This window comes from Microcoleus sp. AT3-A2 (assembly GCF_036705685.1).
Taxonomy (GTDB): Bacteria; Cyanobacteriota; Cyanobacteriia; order Cyanobacteriales; family Microcoleaceae; genus Microcoleus.
Map to the genome: position 1 here is coordinate 1 of NZ_JAUBVF010000025.1, position 19,048 is coordinate 19,048.

Consider the following 19,048-nt stretch of genomic DNA (forward strand, 5'->3'; position numbering starts at 1 on the left):
AAAGGTTTCATCCTATTTTACCTTTTTTGGTCTACCCCCTTGACAATTTGCACTTTTTCTTAACTTGTCACAAATGGGTGTGGGTGTCCTGCTTCGTTACGACATATCCTACAAAATTGAAATATTTGCTCAATTTTGATTTCTATATCGTTTGTCCAACCATAACCTTGAGGTTTATTTTTGGAACTCTTAAATGATTGCTTGAATTCATCAAAAATTTTAAATATAAATTTTCCCGACGTTCTAGATACAAATTTGTTCTTTAATGTTTCGTCTTTAATAGCTTTTTTAGAGGCATCTATTAATAAATAAATCGTTTTTTCAGATGCACCACCAAGCAAGAAAGCACAACCTAAGTTAGAGCCTGCTTTCAATGTAATAATGGCTTCCTCAATAAATCGGACAATTACAGGATCTATAGCAGGGACTCTTTCCTTTAAAAGTTCGGGAAATCGCTCAATCTCAAAAGGAAGCATATCTCCAAGGCTTTCCTCATTTTCAATTGCTTCTTTTGCTTTGAGCAGTGCCTCCCTTAATTTGGATTCAGAACCTTGAATCTGGATGGTTCCTGTTCCATAAACCTTCACACAATTAGTAAACTTGCCATTCTGGACATCAATTCGCTGACAATTATTCTCTACTTTTTCATTAAATAACCATCGATTTCTTGCGATGAAAGACATCATTTGGCTGTAGTGTTTTTCCTGGATATCAGTCATTGAATAACTCTCACAGTTTTTTGCATTTCGATACTAAATACTAATATCCACAAATTTATTGAAATAATAAATTAGAGGAACCCTCAAATAAAAAACACTATTTAAATAGTTTCTGAAAAAAATAAACTTTGCTATTCAGAACGTCTTTACCGGAATTTCCTCGACTAGAGTGTGTAACGAAATGTCATGCTTAGAGCATTTCTGCTGCATCCATGTCTCTAATATAGTTCATGATTTGGCTCTGTGTCAATTCCCTAGTCGAAATACTAGAACTGCTTACCAACAGAGGATATAACAATCAAGATTAATCGCAGTCGATACCTTTGGCGATCGCAGGGGAAATCTGCTACTGTGAATAATATTGGTTTAGTGTACGACACCATTTCCCAGCCGCAAGAAGCATTGAAATATTTTAACCAAGCTTTACCAATTCTGCGACAAGTTGGTGATCGCATTCGGGAAGCTACGACTTTGAGTAATATTGATGCAGTAAACAATAGAAGTCAACCGCCAAGCAGAACAAATATCCCCAAAACTCCGAAATAAATAAAGTTATTTCCCTGCTATATTGCAGGCAATTAAGAGCCGCTAAACTCTTGCCCACAAAGCCAAGCCGCCGCCCCTTCCTCTAGCGGCAATTATCCCATCTTCTACCAGAAAATATGCAAAAAATGCCTGCTTCCCCACACTCAAACTAAAAAATTCCGCCTCCCGCGCTTCTCCACCGCGAATAAATCCTTGATACACAGTTTTATCCAACAATTTCACCGTAATTCTGGTAAAATCAAAAGCTAAAATATTATTAGGCAAAAACTTAGTCGGCCCCGAAAGAGTTAGTTCGATCGCCCCAACTTGCACAGAATTCTCCACCCTGCCGATTTCGCTATTCTCTTCCCCTTCAGCAACAGATTCGGCCGAATAAGCAATTTGAATTTTCGCAATCCACTGAGGGATGTAACGTCCCGCACCCAAAACAATCCCCGCTTTTTGTCGAGTCTTTTTTGTGCCGGTGATAAAGCAGAGTTGCCAGTTGCCGATTAATTGCTCGAAAGAATAGCGAATTTTGTTTTTTTTCGCGTTTTTCTCAGCTTCTAGGAGGGCGGCCACTACAGCGTCGGGAGATGGTTTAGAAGTAGATTTGGCAGCTTGTTCTAGAATAGATAGATTTTCCATTTAATAATATACAGATTTGTATTTTAAGGGTGGTAGCTGAGTCTAGATCCCCCTAAATCCCCCTTAAGAAGGGGAGTAGGGGTTGACTTTGAATGCTTCTGAACCAGCCATTGTTAACAAAGACTTTGACTGCTTCTTGTCCCCCCCTTATTAAGGGGGGCTAGGGACGATCGCATCTGTTAAAGGCCTAAGTCCTAAAGCTGCAAGACATTGATAATATTAGCTGAAGTAGCGGAGAAAAACATGGTTGCGATCGCCCCCACAGACACAGAAATCATCATCATCGGCAGCGGCATTGGCGGCTTAAGTTGCGGTGCACTGCTTGCCAGATATGGCTTTGACGTGATTGTCTGCGAAAGCCATTCGATCGCGGGCGGGGCCGCACACGGTTTTGAACGCGACGGATTTAGCTTCGACTCCGGGCCATCCCTGTACTCAGGATTATCCTACAGCCCGTCTGCCAATCCGCTGCGGCAAGTTTTGGATGCGATCGGCGAAAAACTCCCCTGCATCACCTACGATACCTGGGGTTGCTGTTTGCCAGAAGGCGATTTCGACACATCCGTTGGTGCCAGTCAATTTGGCGAAGTGCTCGCACAAATGCGTGGCGCCGAAGCAGTCGCCGAATGGCAGCAACTCCAGCGCATCATGGAACCCTACGCCAAAGCTGCCATAGCCTTGCCCTCCCTGGCTTTGCGCTTCGATTTGGGCGCTATTTTTACCCTCGGTCAATTTGCGCCGGCTTTCCTGCAAAGTGCTGGCGACGCGATCGCACTTGCAGGCCCTTTCAGCAAAATTATGGACAAAAATGTCAAAGATCCGTTTGTCCGAAATTGGCTGAATTTGTTGTGTTTCCTGCTGTCTGGACTTCCCGCCGACGGAACGATCGCAGCCGAAGTCGCTTTCATGTTCGCCGACTGGTATCGCCCCAATGCAGTTTTGGACTATCCGATCGGCGGTAGTGCAGCTTTGGTAAATGCCCTGGTACGCGGTTTAGAGCGCCACGGAGGGCAGTTGCTGCTAAATTCCCACGTTGCAGAAGTTTTGGTGGAAAACAACCGGGCTGCGGGCGTGCGGCTGCGATCGGGCAAAATTATTCGATCGCACAAAGCCGTCGTCTCCAACGCATCCGTTTGGGATACCCTGAAACTGTTGCCTGAAACCTGTGTCCCGCAAAGGTTTCGGCAACAGCGGCAGGCGACGCCCGAGTGCGACAGCTTCATGCACCTGCATCTGGGAATTGATGCTGCCGGAGTGCGATCGGACTTGGCTTGTCACTACATCTTCGTCAAAGACTGGGAAATAGGCGTTTATGCCCCTCAGAACGTCGTTCTCGTCTCGATTCCCTCCCTCCTCGACCCCGACCTCGCGCCTCCGGGAAAGCACGTCATTCACGCATATACGCCCGGAAACGAGCCTTACGATTTGTGGCAAAAGCTTGATCGCAGCAGCCAAGAGTACAAGCGGCAAAAACAAGCGCGCGCCGAGGTAATGTGGGAAGCCTTAGAGAGAATTATCCCCGATATTCGATCGCGCTGCGAAGTCACCTTAGTTGGGACACCCCTCACCCACGAACGGTTTTTGCGCCGCCATCGCGGTTCCTACGGGCCCGGAATTCGGGCGGGCAGCGGCTTGTTTCCGGGCCCGACAACGCCTTTAGCGGGGCTGTTTTGCTGCGGAGATTCGACGTTTCCGGGAATTGGTTTGCCCGCTGTGGCTGCTAGCGGTGCGATCGCGGCCAATACGATCGCACCTTTGTACAAACATTTGCAATTGATTCGGGAAGTTATTAGTTAGTTGTTATATCGATTCCGGTTGCACCCTCGGTGCTTGTTGACTGTTGACTGTTGACTGTTAACTGTTGACTGTTGACTGATTTGATATCATTTCGATCCAGCCGGAATTGATATTATTAGACATCTCCCATAATTATTGTGAAACAGGCATCCTGCCTGTTCAAAACCTGCTTTTTAGGAAATGTTTATTAGTTATTTGTTATATCAAATCCGCCCTTCATCGTCCTGTATTCATCTCTCTGTTCTCTGTTCTCTGACTCTGCGTTCTCTGCGGTTAAATCATTCCAATGCAACCGTAATTGATATTATTTGTTAACGGAATTATGGAAGCGCTTTCATAGCGAAGGACGCGAAGCAAGAGTAAACAATAATTGTATATACAGCAGTTCTCAATCTTGGTGAGGTATGCCCTATGCCCGATGCCCTATGCCCTATGCCCTATCCCCGCTTATCCAGCGTCCACCTCATGTTACAGAGAAAGGCTATAGTTAGTAAAATGTGACCGATATCTGTCAGCATAGAAATAGATAGTTCGATCGCAAAGAGGCCACCGTGCAACCCGTAGACTTTACAACTTTAACCGCAGCTTGCAGCGAACTGCGAGCCCAATGGCTGCCAGCGCGCTTAGAACAAGTCTACCAGCGCGATCGATTTACCGTGTCCCTAGCCCTCCGCACCATGAAAGGGCGCGGCTGGATTGACCTTTCCTGGCATCCTGTGGCCGCCCGCATCTGCGTCGGCGACCCCCCGCCCCGCATTCCCGACACCTTCACCTTCAGCGAACAACTGCGGCACCAACTCAGCGGTTTAGCCTTAGTTTCCATCGCCCCCGTTGCATCCTGGGAAAGAGTCATCGACTTGCAATTCGCCAAACGCCCCGGAGAACCCGCCCTCTGGCATCTCTACGCGGAAATCATGGGGAAGTACAGCAACGTCATCCTCACCGCCCAAGACAACCTCGTTGTCACCTGCGCCCACCAAGTCAGCGCCAAACAGTCCACCGTCCGTCCCATCCAAACCGGGCAGCCCTACGAAATGCCCCCGTCTTTGACCGATGCAGTGCCGAGTTTGAGTGAATCTCAAAACCGCTGGCAATCACGAATTAGCCTGGTTCCTGGGCAATTAAAGGGCAATCTGTTGAAGAATTACCGAGGGATGAGTAAAGCCTTAGTTTTGTCAATGATTCGATCGGCTTCTTTAGACCCCGAACAATCCACCGACAGCCTCAATCCCGACCAATGGCAGCAACTATTCCAGCGCTGGCTATACTGGCTGCAATGCCTAGAAAACTCCAAATTTCACCCAAGTTTTACCCCCGAAGGTTACACCGTCATCGATTGGCCGACACCAGAAAATCACAATGTAGGGGCGGTGCCCCCGTGCCCGCCCTCTGATTCTTCCTTCTCTTCGGTTCAAGAAATACTTAACAGCTACTACACAGGCGAAATCAATCAAGAAGTATTTGCCCAACTGCGGCATCAGCTTACCCAAAAACTCAACACCGTCCTGGCAAAACTGCGCCTCAAAGCCAACACATTTAAAGAACGCTTGCAGCAATCAGCAGACGCCGACACCCACAAATCCCAAGCCGACTTGCTGATGGCAAATTTGCAGCATTGGGAACCAGGAATGAAATCAATTTCTCTCCCAGACTTTGAAACCGAGGAACCCGTTGCTATTCCCCTAAACCCGGAAAAAAATGCAGTTCAAAACGCTCAAGCAATCTACAAAAAACACCAAAAACTTAAAAGAGCCCGCATTGCAGTAGAACCTTTGTTAGCAGCCGTACAGGAAGAAATCGACTATTTAGAACAAGTTGAAGTCGCACTTTCAGTATTGGAAACCTACCGCAACACCCAAGATTTGCAAACCCTCGCCGAAATCCGCGAAGAACTGATCCAGCAAAAATATCTAGACGTACCAGATTACCGCAGTACCGACAAAAATGCTGCGATCGAATTTCACCGCTACCAAACCCCCAGCGGCTTTGAATTATTAATCGGGCGCAACAACCGCCAAAATGACCAACTCACTTTTCGCACCGCCAACGACTACGACTTGTGGTTCCACACCCTAGAGATTCCCGGAAGTCACGCTTTGCTGCGTCTCAAACCCGGTACTGTGGCTGAAGAAACCGATTTGCAATTTGCCGCCGACATGACTGCTTACTACAGTCGCGCCCGCCACAGCGAACAAGTCCCCGTGGTTTATACAGAACCGAAATATGTATACAAGCCGAAAGGTGCTAAACCGGGTATGGTTGTATACAAGCAGGAGCGAATTGTCTGGGGCAGACCGCAGCAAGCTCCGGCTTGATTTATACAAAGTGCGTAAAATGACTGAGGGGCGTTTTTAGGCAAAATAACAGGTTTGGTAGCCAGAAACCCACACAAAAACCGGGCTTTTGAAGCCCTGCTACTTTATACAAAGTAAGAAAAAGTGCGATACCCCTAACAATTAATATTCCACTGTAATGTAAAGTCTTGTTACAAACAATTAAATTTTGTTGTTAAAATACCACTTAAGAGAGATGATATTTGTTTGAGAACCATTTGCAAAGAAACGTGCAACTTGGATTTCCTCACTGTGAGAAAAACACTGTGGGAACACAACGGATTTAACTATTTGTGCAGACCAGCTTTAGCTAAAGCTGGTCGTTTTTGTTGAAACATTAAACCCAAGCTCGGACAATTTTAGATTGGCGATTTTAGATTTTAGATGAAAACTGCCAATCTAAAATCTAAAATCTAAAATCTAAAATCTAAAATCCCCAAGTGCTGCTCCTAGAAAGTAAACGTCGTTCTAACAACCCCAATCACCAAATCAGAATTATTCTTATTGTGGTCGGGAGCAGTCAGCCAAATCAGACCAGGAGTGATAGCAATATTATCGCTCAACTTAAACTGATAAAAACCTTCAACGTGCAGCGAAGTATCCTTATCTTCCGGCAAAGTCCGATTAGTAGAACTCGTCACCCGCGGCTCCATACCTACCACAATCCCCGCCACATTTCCTTCTTTCAACAAATCGGGAAAAGCCAAAGTAACGGCCCAGTTCCAGATTTTTTGATCGCCCCGCTGCACAGAACCCGTAGGAGTAGCAAAGTTGGATAAAATGCGCTGGTTGGTGTAACCCGCCCAACCGCCAATTGCAAATCTCCGGTTCAACTGCCACGAAGCTTGCGCGCCGTAGGAATTGCTAGAAACTGGCAGAGTGCTATCGCTGTCGAACCCAAAGGAACCTAGACGCGCCGGGAAATTAGAAGCATTGCTGCCGGTACCGGTGACGAAGTTGTAGGAGTTAACGTAAGTTAAACCTAAAGCCATGCTCTCGCTCGGTTTGAAAGTCAACTGAGCCAAACCGCCGTAAGAGCCGTTGAACAAACCATTTCCCCGCGTCGGGCTCGCGGCGTTGCCGGCCAAATATCCCAAACTCAGTTCCAGTTTTTCCCCAAACTGATGCCGCAGAGCGATGCCAGAACCACCAGTTAAATAGTAAATCGGGTTGCGAGTACCGAAGTTAGAAAGAGCACCGTAGCTGCCGTCTCCGTCAAAGTAAGGGTTGACAGTGTTGGTAAAATCATCAGCAGCGCCGGCGTTGGCTTCTAGAATTACAGTAGTGCTTTTGCCGAGAGGGAATTGGTAAAGCAGCGCATCTAAACCTACAGTATTGCTAGCCTCGCCAAAAGGCCCGGCATTAAACCGCAATTCCCCTTCAGCGGTTTTCGTATTATTAGTAGAAAACGAACCCAGATTCAAAACTTGCAGTCGAGTTCTCAGCAAATCTTCTCCAGAGAAACTCGTGTCGAAATTGATACGAACCCTGCTGCCAAAAGCCGTCGCTTTATCGGCATCGTTACCTTCAGCATCCTCTCCCCTGGCGATACCCGCCAAACCAAATATCACTTCGCCGTTGAGTTTAGTCGTAGTCGAAAACTGATTTGCTTCTAATTCAGAGGTGCGCGCTTCCAAAGCATCGACGCGGCCGCGCAAAGTTGCCAATTCCGCCGCAAATTCTTCTTGCAACCTTTGCACAGAAGCCAAATCTTCTCGCGTCGCCAGATTTCTGGAACCGCCTTGAATCAGCTCGCTAACTTTATCCAAACACGCATTTAAACCTGCTGCAAACTCGTAGCGAGTCATCGCCCGGTTGCCGCGAAAAGTGCCGTCAGGATAGCCAGCTATGCACCCGTAGCGCTCTACTAGAGACTGCAAAGCTTGGAACGCCCAATCTGTGGGTCGAACGTCGGAAAGTTGCGACACAGATGTTACTTGGCCGGCCGCATCTTCACTGCTACTGTCTTCGGCGCTGTATTGGTTGATTTGTTCTAAAACATTCGACTGTGCTTGAGGTTTGGCACTTGGATCAGTCGATTGCGAAATCTGATCGGGCTGTGCGGCGGATTTTTCTGCGTTTAAATTAGGCAGTGGTGCGGGGGGTTGCGTTTCGCTTAAGTTTGCGGGCGCTACGGCGGGAATTTGCTCCGCGACAGGTTGTTCGGGACTTAAATTTGCGGGCGCGACTGCGGGTTTGGTTTCGCCTAAATCTGCTGCTGCAACTTCCGGTGTTTTTGCGTGTTCGGCAACTGGGGCGATGGGATCGTTAGCGTTAGCGAAGCGATCCGAAGGAAAGCCCTCGTAGAGGTTCGCACTTTCTTTCTCAATAGTTTCAACAGTCAAGTTGCTATCTAGTGACGCTGATTCGGCTGTCTCAGGCTTGGCCGTTTCAGACTTGGCTGCCTCGGTTGCAGCAACTGCTAATTGCAATTTATCAGTTTGAGCTGCCGTGGCAATTTCTACAGGTTGCTCTGCTAGCGCCGTCGAAGATATGACTAAACTTGCTGCCACTACACCCGGACTAACTAAAAATCCCTTCCACAAAAACTTGGACATTTTTTCCTCACACCACATTAGGGTCGATCGCCGATTCCGAAGATTTAGGCGATCGCAAATCACCCTCAGTATTGAGCCTAATAGTATTAATTGTCAACAATCTGGGAAATCACTGCCGGAGAGTGCAGTTTTGCTGTGGTTGATTGGACAAAAACTCCGTTTATTCCCAAAATTCTTGGTTTGACCTAGATACCTACCTAGAAACCTGGTTGATGGCTGGATATTGCGTAAGTGATCCCTCAGTAAGACTAATATTGACAGCACTGGCGCTAACAAATCGTTTGATCGGCTACAAATACAAGTGAAAAAACTCAAATACGCCCTAGTTCACGAATGGTTGACGCCCTTAGCTACTGGCGGTTCAGAACTGGTAGTGCAGGAAATCCTCAAACACGTAGACGAGGCAGATGTCTATGCCCTCATCGACTTTGAATCAGCCAATCCCGAAAGCTATCTTTTCGGCCGACAGATTGGCACAACATTTTTGCAGCACTTTCCCGGAGCCCGCAGCGGTGTCCAAAAATATCTGCCATTTCTGCCGATCGCGATCGAACAACTAGATCTGCGAGAATACGACATCATCCTCTCATCATCCCATGCCGTCGCCAAAGGCATCCTCACCAGTCCCCAGCAACTGCACGTCTGCTACTGCCACACACCCATGCGCTACGCTTGGGACTTAACTTTTGACTATTTGCGTAGCAGCAAAGCCGGACGGGGCATCCAGGGTCTGCTGACGCGATATTTGTTGCATCGACTGCGGCAGTGGGACGTAATTGCAGCCAATCGTGTTGATTATTTCATCGCTAACTCTCAACACACTGCGCGCCGGATTTGGCGGTGCTATCGGCGGCGGGCCCAGGTGATTTATCCGCCGGTAAATATCGAGCGATTTTCCTTGATGCGGCAAAAACAAGACTTTTACGTCACAGTTTGTCGGTTGGTAAGTTACAAAAACGTAAGTGCGATCGTCCAAGCATTCAATCAACTCGGGCATACTCTAATTGTCATCGGCACCGGGCCAGAATTAGAAATGATTCGGCAAATCGCCAAACCCAACGTGCAAGTGCTCGGCTGGCAGCCCGCCTCCCTAGTGGAAAAGTACATGGCAGAGGCGAAAGCCTTTGTATATGCAGCTTGCGAAGATTTTGGCATAGCTTTGGTAGAGGCTCAAGCTTGCGGAACGCCGGTAATTTCCTATGCAGCAGGGGGCGCTTTGGAGACAGTCCTCGACATTCGCCAACACCCAGAGACTGGGACTGGTTTATTTTTTTCCTCCCAAACCGCAGCAGCATTAGTCGAGGCTGTCGAGGAATTTGAGCAGTTGCAAGGCAAATTTGAGCCAGAAATCTGCAGGTTGCGCGCTGAACAGTTTGCCTCCGAAGTTTTTGGGCAGCGCTATCTAGCTTTTGTGGAACGCTGCTATCAGGAATTTCACTCCCGTGATTTTACTGAGTCTGAGGCTTGAGAGTGCCAGAGCCCCATAGCGGGACAATCTTCCTTCTGCCTTTGTATAAGTGCCTTCAGAAGGCCTCTGGATAGGTGCCTGATGCCTTCTTCCTTCTGCCGCCAGAAGCCCTTTTCCTTCTTCCTTCTGCCTTTTGAAGCCTTCAGAAGGCAGAAAATTGAGTATTGGAAACATAATTCAGAGAACAAAGCGTCTTGAGGCTTTATGATCAGGACTGTGTGTGGTGTGAAGTGAAGGAGTAAGATGACTGCCGACAGCCAACTAATCTCCGGCAAGGTAATTCGAGCGATCGCAAGACGCGGTTTTGGGTCTGTCCTGCAAGGAGATAGACGCATAAGTCGTTCTCTACAGAGCCTCGACGGAGAACTTTTCAAGCGGTTATTCGACATCCTGTTTTCCTTATCGGTTCTGATCCTGTTTGCTCCGGTTTACCTGCTTTTGGCTTTCTTAATCGCCTTAAGCTCGCCCGGTCCTATTTTTTACGTACAGGAACGAGTAGGCAAAAACCGTAAAAGGTTTTATTGCCTTAAATTCAGAACGATGGTGGAAAATGCGGACGATATATTGCTGGAAATCATGGAAAATTCTCCGCATTTGCGTCAAGAGTTTGAGGACAATTTCAAGCTGAAACAAGACCCTCGAATTACCTGGATTGGAAGATTTTTACGAATGACCAGTTTAGACGAGTTTCCCCAGTTTTGGAATGTTTTAAAAGGAGATATGAGCGTCGTCGGACCGAGACCTTTAGTTGAAGAAGAACTGCCGAGATACGGCCGTCACATCAACAAAATTCTCACCATAAGACCTGGAATTACAGGCTTGTGGCAAGTGTCTGGTCGCAACGACATTCCCTATCCTCGCCGAGTCCAAATCGACCTCTATTACGCAAATGACAAAAACCTTTGGATGGATATGTGGATTCTTTTCAAAACAATTGGAGTTGTGATTTTTCCCAAAAATAACGGCGCATATTAATTTTTGTCCGCAGTCAGCAATCAGTAGTTAGTTTTATTTGTTACTGGCCACTGATGCTGACTACTGACAGCAAGCGACAAACTCTTTGTCAAAACTAAACAGTTCCTTGATGCCGATCGGAGAATTGTGAGTTACCGTAGAGTTTGAGAATACGGCCGGCAGCGAGCAACAGCCTCTGCCAAAAAATTTATTGTGAATTAACACAGCCTGTCAAAGGAAAATCAGATGACGCAACGCAAGCGAGCGCTAATAACAGGTATTACAGGTCAAGACGGCTCCTACTTGAGCGAATTACTGTTAGAGAAAGGATATGAAGTTCACGGCATTATCCGCCGCAGTTCTAGTTTCAATACCGATCGAATTGACCACATCTATGTCGATCCTCACAACGAGGGTGCGCGCCTGTTTCTACACTACGGCGACTTGACGGACGGCACCACTCTCCGCCGGATATTGGAAGAAGTCCAGCCGGTAGAAATTTATAACTTAGGCGCTCAATCTCACGTTCGAGTCAGTTTTGACTCGCCGGAATATACGGTTGACGCAGTAGGAATGGGAGTATTGCGGCTGCTAGAAGCAATTCGGGACTATCAGCACCGCACCGGCATAGAAGTGCGGTTCTATCAAGCAGGTTCTTCGGAAATGTTTGGTTTGGTGCAGGAAGTTCCGCAAAAGGAAACAACTCCTTTTTATCCCAGAAGTCCTTACGCCTGCGCCAAAGTTTACGGGCACTGGCAAACAATAAATTATCGCGAATCTTACGGACTTTTTGCCTGCAACGGCATCTTGTTCAATCACGAATCTCCCCGCCGTGGCGAAACTTTTGTAACTCGCAAAATTACTCGCGCCGTTGCCAGAATAGTCGCCGGCAAGCAGAAAAAGATTTTCTTGGGCAATCTCGATTCCAAGCGGGACTGGGGCTATGCTAAAGACTACGTGCGGGCGATGTGGCTGATGCTCCAACAAGACAAGCCTGACGATTATGTCATTGCTACTAACGAGACCCATTCCATTAAGGAATTTCTCGATTTAGCTTTTACTTACGTCAATTTAGATTGGCAAAAATATGTGGAGTTTGACGAACGCTACTTGCGTCCTGCAGAAGTCGAACTGTTGATTGGTGATTCGACTAAGGCACGCCAACAGTTAAATTGGGAACCTTCTGTAACTTTTCAGGAGTTAGTACATTTAATGGTAGATGCTGACATAAAAGCTCTCGATCAGCAAGCTAGAGGTTCTGGCAACGGATTTGATTGAGCCGAAAAAGTAGATCGTCACTGCGAACAATTTGTAGGGGTAGTACCCCGCTATGCCCCCATTCGCCAAAGGCGCGCACCGGGGAAATTGCCCCTACACGCCGTTCACAAACGATCGGAGGATTGTTACAACTATTAGCGCGATCGGTATTCAAAGAACCAGCTTAATTGCTGACCAAATTTTGGGATGTGCGGGCCAACAAAAACATTAAAAAGATAGTTGAGGACTCGCAGCCCATAAATCTAACTTTAGGGTGTGGACGGATCGGATTGTCCCTATCTGCGGCAGTTAAAACCGATTTGTTGCTAAGCGTCTGCAGTGGCTGAAAGCTTTTTTTGGCTAAAGCAAGTATTTTAGAATTGAAATTGTCGATCGACCTTTATTCAAAATCCCGAGGCTAAAATTATGACCAGCTTGGATTTAACCAACAAACGCATTCTAGTCACGGGCGGCGCCGGTTTCTTGGGCCGTCAGGTAATCGACCAGTTAGTGAAAGCAGGGGCCGATGCTGATAAAGTTTCGGTGACTCGATCGCGCGAGTGCGACCTCCGCGTTATGGAAAACTGTAAGCGCGCCGCCGACAAACAAGATATTATCATTCACCTCGCCGCCCACGTCGGCGGCATCGGCTTAAACCTAGTCAAACCCGCTGAATTATTTTACGATAATTTGATGATGGGCGCGCAACTAATCCACGCCGCCTACGAAGCAGGAGTCGAAAAATTTGTTTGCGTCGGCACCATTTGCGCTTATCCCAATTTAACCCCAGTTCCTTTCAAAGAAGACGACCTCTGGAACGGCTATCCAGAGGTAACTAACGCACCTTACGGAATTGCCAAAAAAGCCTTATTAGTGCAACTGCAATCCTACCGCCAGCAGTACGGATTCAATGGTATCTACTTGCTACCAGTAAATCTGTACGGCCCGGAAGATAACTTTGACCCGAAAAGTTCCCACGTCATCCCCGCATTAATTCGCAAAGTCTACGAAGCCCAAGAAAGGGGAGACAAAACACTGCCAGTTTGGGGCGACGGCAGCCCTAGCCGCGAGTTTTTGTATTCCACAGATGCCGCCCGAGGAATTGTGATGGCAACGCAAGATTACAGTGAATCTGACCCGGTTAATTTGGGAACGAATAGCGAAGTTAAAATTCGCGATTTAGTGGAAACCATTTGCGAATTGATGGGATTTGAGGGTGAAATTGTTTGGGAAACAGACAAACCGAACGGTCAGCCGCGCCGCTGTTTGGATACCCAAAGGGCTAAGGAAAAGTTTGGTTTTGTTGCGGAGGTGAAGTTTAAGGAAGGATTGAGAAATACGATTGATTGGTATCGAAAACACGCAGTTTGAGTGTGAAAAACCCGGTTTCTTGAAGAAACCGGGTTTTTTTAGGAAAGATGGTGAATGGAAGTAAATCAGCAGAAAGAACTTGTTAGTAAAGCTGGCTCTCCCTTACTTGGTGTACCAAACGATTAGTTTAAGTAGTTAAAACTCAAGCTATGTATGAATCGAAGGAAAAAATGCCTCCAAATTAACTCAAGTAAGACCGGAAACCCTTGCGGTGTAAAAAATTATGCCATTAATTTTCGATAAATTAACACACTAAGTACGGAAGACGCGGCATATTTAGCCTTTCATACCGTAAATCAGCAACGCCGAATAAGAATGGAAGGGCGGGTTTTACAAACAATCTGTGGGTAAGACCAACAATATAGTAAACCCGCCCCCACTCCGGGCGGTAAATCGCAATTGCTTTCGATCGATAAAAAAGCCGATCGCAACTTATGCCAATCTGCGTTTTGGGCGATCGACTACCTCTAAAGGAATATTCAAAAAAACATTTTTCACAAGTTATTAAAATTTATTATACTACTGGTCAGGTGCAGAGCGTAAATATTCTCTCACTCCCTATACAAAATAAAGCCTGACCGAAAACAATTTGGTCGCCAGCCCCGCGATTCATTCCTTTGCAGGCTGACTGACTGAGTAAACTTTTCAATTCTAAAATCTAAAATCAAATGACCCCCGACAAACCCGGCTTCAGCATTAGCGCGACCGCCATTCGTCGCCACATCGGCACCCTCATGCTGACACTTGCTATTATAATCGTGGGCTTTTTCTACATCACCCAACTGCCCGTTGACTTGCTACCATCCATCACCTATCCCCGCATCGGCGTGCGCTTAGACGCCCCCGGAGTCTCCCCAGAAGTAGCAATAGACGAAGTTACCCGCCCACTCGAACAAGGACTTTCCGCCACTGAAGGCGTTATCCAAGTTTTCTCCCGGACTCGCGAAGGACAAGTCAGCGTCGATTTATTCTTCAAACCGGGGGGCAACATCGACCAGGCCCTCAACGACGCCACCGCCGCTGTCAACCGCATCCGCAACCGACTTCCCGATACCGTTGAATCCCCCAGACTCTTCAAGGTTGACCCTTCCCAGCAGCCGATTTACGAATTTGCCCTCACTTCCGACTCCTTGCAAGGAGTTGATTTGCGCGTATTTGCAGACGAAGAATTATCCAGAGAACTAAACGTAATTCCTGGAATAGCAGCAATTGACGTTGCCGGCGGCGTGCAAGAAGAAATTCAAGTAAATATTGACTTAAATCGCTTGCAATCTTTAGGTGTCAGTATTTCCGATGTTTTATCAGCGCTGGAATCCCGCAACCTCGACACTTCCGGCGGGCGGCTGCGGCAAGAAGCTGCGGAACCTTTAACCCGCACTGTGGGGCGGTTTCGGAATGCAAAAGAAATTCAGGAAATTTCGTTTCAAGCATCGGGTTCTAATCCGCCCAGACGAGTGTTTTTGCGCGATTTTGCTCAGGTAATTGACGGTACAGAAGAAGAACGAGTTAAAGTATTTCTCAATCAGAAATCCGCCGTAAAAATTAGCATTCAAAAGCAGCCGGACGCGAATACAATCTCAGTTGTAGATGGCATCAAAAAGCGGCTAGAAGAATTAAAAGCATCCGGGGCAATTCCCGAAGGCACGACTATCGTCAATACCTTCGACGAGTCTAAGTTCATCCGCGATTCTATTAGCAACGTCCTATTTTCTGGTTTAACCGGGGCTGTTTTAGCGGGGGCATCTGTATTGCTGTTCCTCGCTTCCCTTCGCCAAACTTTGATTATTGTCGTGGCAATTCCCCTCGCAACTTTAATGGCGATTATCCTGATGGGAGTTTTTGGCCTATCTCTGAACGTTTTCAGTTTGGGCGGTTTGGCACTGGGTGTGGGAATTGTGGTCGATAACTCGATCGTCATGCTGGAGAATATTGTCGAAGGAACCAGCAATAAAAACAGTGCAAACGGTCAGCGCTTAAGTAACAAGCAGTTGATGCAGCAAGCAGAAAAAAGCAGCCAAGAATTAGAATCAGCTTTATTTGCTTCAACCATCACTAACTTAGTTGCCGTACTGCCATTTTTGCTAATAGGCGGCTTAGTTTCCTTACTTTTCAACGAATTAATTCTCACCATCAGTTTTTCCGTCGCCGCCTCTCTGATTGTCGGATTGACAGTTGTACCGATGATGGCTTCTCGACTGCTAGCGCTGCGGGTATCCAGCGGTTTGAGCAACTTTTGGCCGCTGCGCGCATTCGATCGAGCTTTTACCAATGCTACCGCCGGTTACGGTAAATTTTTATCGGGCATAGTGCGGTGGCGGTTGATTATCATTGCAGTAGCGATTATTGGATTGGGCGGCGGCAGTTGGCTGATGGCTGGTCAAATACCCCAGGAAATATTGCCCAGAATTAATACCGGTCAAGCGAGATTGTTCGCTTTGTTTCCTGCAGGCACAAATTTGGCAACCAACCAAAGAATCATGGCCGAAGCGGATAAAATTATCCTCAGCCAACCAGAAACTCAATACACTTTGACGACGGTGGGCGGGCTGTTATTCGGCAACAATACGGTTGAGAATGTGCTGCGTGGCGGCTGCAACATTACGCTGAAACCTGGCACCAATACATTGGATTTTGTGCAGCGAGTTACGCAAGAATTGAACAAAAAAATTGACTTGCCCAAAAATACTCGTTTGCGCCTGAATCCAGAAAATGTGCGGGGTTTAGTTTTAACTAATTCGCCAGTGCGCGGCGCGGAAGTTGATGTCCTGCTTCAGGGCGAAAACGAACAAATATTGCAGCAAACTGGCCGTGAGATATTGGCAACTTTGGATCAGAAGGTAAATTTAGCTACTTTTCGCCCGGATGCCGACCCGCAGCAAACGGAAGTGCAGATTCGCCCCAACTGGGAACAAGCAGAAATATACGGGTTGAATGCGAGGCAAATTGGAGAGGCGATTCAGACAGCTATTCAAGGTTCTGTTCCTACGCAATTGCAGCGGGGAAACCGTTTGGTTGATGTGCGGGTACAATTCGATCGCGCTGCTGTTCAATCGATCTCCGCACTAAAATTTATCCCTTTAACTGCTAGGGATAACAGCATTATCCGCTTGAGCGATGTAGCGAATATTGAACTGGGAAAAGCCCCTGGGGAAATTCAAAGGCTTAACCAGCGCCAAGTTTTCATGATTGCTGGGAATGTTAATAAGGGGGCGAGTTTGGGCGCTGCTTTGCAACAAGTGGATACAGTTTTGTCGGAAATCAAATTACCGCCGGGAGTGCGAGTGATACCTAGTTCGGCGGCGGAAACTAACCGGGAATTGCAAAGTTCGCTGATTGTTTTGGGTTCTTTGGCGGCGTTTTTGGTATTTGTGGTGATGGCGGTGCAGTACAATTCGCTTGTCGATCCGCTGGTGATTATGTTAACGGTGCCGCTGGCTTTGGCTGGGGGGATTTTCGGGCTGTATGCGACTAAAACTGCGATCGGCGCAACGGTGATTGTGGGGGCGATTTTGCTGGTGGGAATTGTGGTAAATAATGCGATTATTATGGTGGAGTTGGCGAACCAAATTCTGGAAGACGAAAAGGTCGATCGCACAACAGCAATTCTCAGGGCGGCACCTCAGCGCTTGCGTCCGATTTTGATGACAACTATTACCACAGTTTTGGGTTTATTTCCCCTAGCTTTGGGCATTGGAGACGGTTCGGAATTCTTGCAACCGCTGGGTGTGGTGGTGTTTTCCGGTTTGTCGCTGGCGACTATGCTGACGCTGTTTATTATTCCGTGTTTTTATATTTTGCTGCACGATTTCTTCGGAATATTTGCAGCGAAGAAGAAGCCGCAGGCGGTGGCTATTCCCGTGCAGAAGGTGGGGAGAAAGACTCCGAATTTGTAAAATGTAGCGTCAGCAAATACGCACTTCGACGCAATTCGGCAGGGGTTTAAACCCCTGCCTCAAAGCGAAAGTCGGTTTTTAACCGACTGCTGATTGTGAGGGAAAGCCTTATCGATTTCAGTCCTCTTTCAGAGGACTTTTGCTATGAGACAGGGAATTCATTCCCTGTCGGACTGTCGGACTTACCAAAAATATCGGTGCTGCATTTGATGTTAAGCTGACGCAGCGTAATAAAATCAGCCAGTAAGGTGAATTTGACATTAGAAATTATTTATACTACAGTATATACTACACAGCCTAACTTGCAAAACCAACTTAAACAAAAATGCCCTACGAAAAATTAGACATATCAGCCCCAAAACCCGTGCTATCTTGGGCAAATCACGCCCTGGGCGAAAAAGAAACCAAGATGACCGCAAACGTAGCATCTTTGCCCTTTGTATTCAAACACGTCGCACTAATGCCCGACGTACATTTAGGAAAAGGTGCTTTAGTCGGTTCAGTAATTGCCACAAAAGAAGCGATTATTCCCGCTGCTGTGGGCGTGGATATTGGCTGCGGGATGGCTGCGATTAAAATGCCATTCAAGGCTGAAAAATTAGAAGGCAAACTCAAACAAATTCGCCTCGATATCGAAGCTGCAATTCCTGTCGGATTTTCCGAAAACAAGGAAGTAGAAAAAACTGTCACCAACTGGCAAGGATGGGGTGAATTTAAGGAACTTCATCAAGGTGTGCAGCACCAAAACAATAAAGCCTTAAAACAAATGGGTTCCCTCGGCGGCGGCAATCATTTTATTGAGGTTTGCGTTGATACTGAAAACTTTGTTTGGCTGATGCTGCATTCCGGTTCTCGCGGAATTGGAAATTTGCTCGCACAGCAGCATATAGAGACGGCTAAAGATTTAGCTAAACTGGCAGAAATTAATCTGGCTGACAAAGATTTGGCTTATTTTGTAGCGGGTACGCGGGAGTTTGCGGCTTACTGGCACGATTTGCAGTGGGCGCAAGATTATGCTCGTTTTAATCGCGATGTGATGATGAATCGGTTTAAGCGAATTGTGGAAAAGCACGTCGCGGGTGGCAAATCTGTTAAGCCGTTATTAGAGGTGAATTGCCACCACAATTACGCGGAAAAAGAGGTGCATTTTGGCGAAGATGTGTATGTGACTCGCAAGGGTGCTGTGCGCGCGGATGTAGAGGATTACGGAATTATTCCGGGTTCGATGGGGGCGAAATCTTTCATTGTTAAAGGGAAGGGAAATGCTGAAAGTTACTGTAGTTGCAGTCACGGTGCGGGGCGGTTGATGTCTCGAAATCAAGCGAAGAATGTATTTACTCTCGATGATTTGGTGCGGCAGACTGAGGGGGTTGAGTGCCGCAAAGATGAGCAATTTTTAGATGAAATTCCGGGGGCTTATAAGCCGATTGATGAGGTGATGAGTCAGCAGTCGGATTTGGTGGAAGTTGTGGCGACTTTGAAGCAGGTGGTTTGTGTCAAGGGTTGACAGAAACTGGTTTATTTG

General features: G+C 47.1%; 12 protein-coding genes. 9 read left to right on the forward strand and 3 right to left on the reverse strand.

The features are described 5' to 3' along the window. Positions 1-59: 59 nt before the first annotated feature. Positions 60-719 (reverse strand): hypothetical protein, encoded by a 660-nt coding sequence (locus QUB37_RS15710; RefSeq protein ID WP_333163483.1) that lies wholly within the window; start codon positions 717-719, stop codon positions 60-62. 351 nt (positions 720-1,070) lie between these two features. On the opposite strand from QUB37_RS15710, the gene QUB37_RS15715 reads away from it, so the two are divergent. Then, on the forward strand, positions 1,071-1,265 hold the full coding sequence (locus tag QUB37_RS15715; RefSeq protein ID WP_333163485.1) for a tetratricopeptide repeat protein: 195 nt from the start codon (positions 1,071-1,073) through the stop codon (positions 1,263-1,265). Between the two features lie 42 nt (positions 1,266-1,307). On the opposite strand, the gene QUB37_RS15720 is transcribed toward QUB37_RS15715, so the two are convergent. Beyond that, positions 1,308-1,892, reverse strand: coding sequence for a hypothetical protein (locus QUB37_RS15720; RefSeq protein WP_333163487.1), 585 nt, complete (start codon positions 1,890-1,892; stop codon positions 1,308-1,310). 243 nt (positions 1,893-2,135) lie between these two features. On the opposite strand from QUB37_RS15720, the gene QUB37_RS15725 reads away from it, so the two are divergent. Together QUB37_RS15725 and QUB37_RS15730 are read left to right on the forward strand one after the other, a co-directional pair. Next, complete coding sequence (locus tag QUB37_RS15725; RefSeq protein WP_333163489.1) at positions 2,136-3,689, forward strand: NAD(P)/FAD-dependent oxidoreductase; 1,554 nt, start codon at positions 2,136-2,138, stop codon at positions 3,687-3,689. Between the two features lie 551 nt (positions 3,690-4,240). Next, positions 4,241-6,004: an NFACT RNA binding domain-containing protein gene (locus QUB37_RS15730; RefSeq protein ID WP_333163491.1), complete on the forward strand. Its 1,764-nt coding sequence runs from the start codon at positions 4,241-4,243 to the stop codon at positions 6,002-6,004. A gap of 467 nt (positions 6,005-6,471) precedes the next feature. On the opposite strand, the gene QUB37_RS15735 is transcribed toward QUB37_RS15730, so the two are convergent. Further along, positions 6,472-8,580, reverse strand: coding sequence for an iron uptake porin (locus QUB37_RS15735; RefSeq protein ID WP_333163493.1), 2,109 nt, complete (start codon positions 8,578-8,580; stop codon positions 6,472-6,474). A gap of 301 nt (positions 8,581-8,881) precedes the next feature. Here QUB37_RS15735 and QUB37_RS15740 point away from each other — a divergent pair, with 301 nt between their 5' ends. The 6 genes from QUB37_RS15740 (at position 8,882) to QUB37_RS15765 (ending at position 19,030) form a co-directional block, all read left to right on the forward strand. After that, positions 8,882-10,048, forward strand: a complete 1,167-nt coding sequence (locus QUB37_RS15740) for a glycosyltransferase (RefSeq protein ID WP_333163495.1) — start codon at positions 8,882-8,884, stop codon at positions 10,046-10,048. Positions 10,049-10,291: 243 nt separating this feature from the next. Next, complete coding sequence (locus QUB37_RS15745; RefSeq protein ID WP_333163497.1) at positions 10,292-11,023, forward strand: sugar transferase; 732 nt, start codon at positions 10,292-10,294, stop codon at positions 11,021-11,023. 225 nt (positions 11,024-11,248) lie between these two features. Next, positions 11,249-12,280 (forward strand): GDP-mannose 4,6-dehydratase, encoded by a 1,032-nt coding sequence (gene gmd / locus QUB37_RS15750; RefSeq protein WP_333163499.1) that lies wholly within the window; start codon positions 11,249-11,251, stop codon positions 12,278-12,280. Positions 12,281-12,685: 405 nt separating this feature from the next. Next, a complete protein-coding gene (locus tag QUB37_RS15755; RefSeq protein ID WP_333163501.1) occupies positions 12,686-13,630 on the forward strand; it encodes a GDP-L-fucose synthase in 945 nt (314 codons plus the stop codon). 668 nt (positions 13,631-14,298) lie between these two features. Next, entirely contained in the window at positions 14,299-17,523 is a 3,225-nt protein-coding gene (locus QUB37_RS15760) for an efflux RND transporter permease subunit (RefSeq protein ID WP_333163503.1), read from the forward strand. A gap of 325 nt (positions 17,524-17,848) precedes the next feature. Then, positions 17,849-19,030, forward strand: coding sequence for an RtcB family protein (locus QUB37_RS15765; protein WP_333163505.1), 1,182 nt, complete (start codon positions 17,849-17,851; stop codon positions 19,028-19,030). Positions 19,031-19,048 lie beyond the last annotated feature (18 nt).

Coding starts and splice junctions, on each gene's coding strand:
- QUB37_RS15710 (WP_333163483.1), bottom strand. CDS start 719: ATGACTGATATCCAGGAAAAACACTACAGCCAAATGATGTCTTTCATC.
- QUB37_RS15720 (WP_333163487.1), bottom strand. CDS start 1,892: ATGGAAAATCTATCTATTCTAGAACAAGCTGCCAAATCTACTTCTAAA.
- QUB37_RS15725 (WP_333163489.1), top strand. CDS start 2,136: ATGGTTGCGATCGCCCCCACAGACACAGAAATCATCATCATCGGCAGC.
- QUB37_RS15735 (WP_333163493.1), bottom strand. CDS start 8,580: ATGTCCAAGTTTTTGTGGAAGGGATTTTTAGTTAGTCCGGGTGTAGTG.
- QUB37_RS15745 (WP_333163497.1), top strand. CDS start 10,292: ATGACTGCCGACAGCCAACTAATCTCCGGCAAGGTAATTCGAGCGATC.
- gmd (WP_333163499.1), top strand. CDS start 11,249: ATGACGCAACGCAAGCGAGCGCTAATAACAGGTATTACAGGTCAAGAC.
- QUB37_RS15755 (WP_333163501.1), top strand. CDS start 12,686: ATGACCAGCTTGGATTTAACCAACAAACGCATTCTAGTCACGGGCGGC.
- QUB37_RS15760 (WP_333163503.1), top strand. CDS start 14,299: ATGACCCCCGACAAACCCGGCTTCAGCATTAGCGCGACCGCCATTCGT.
- QUB37_RS15765 (WP_333163505.1), top strand. CDS start 17,849: ATGCCCTACGAAAAATTAGACATATCAGCCCCAAAACCCGTGCTATCT.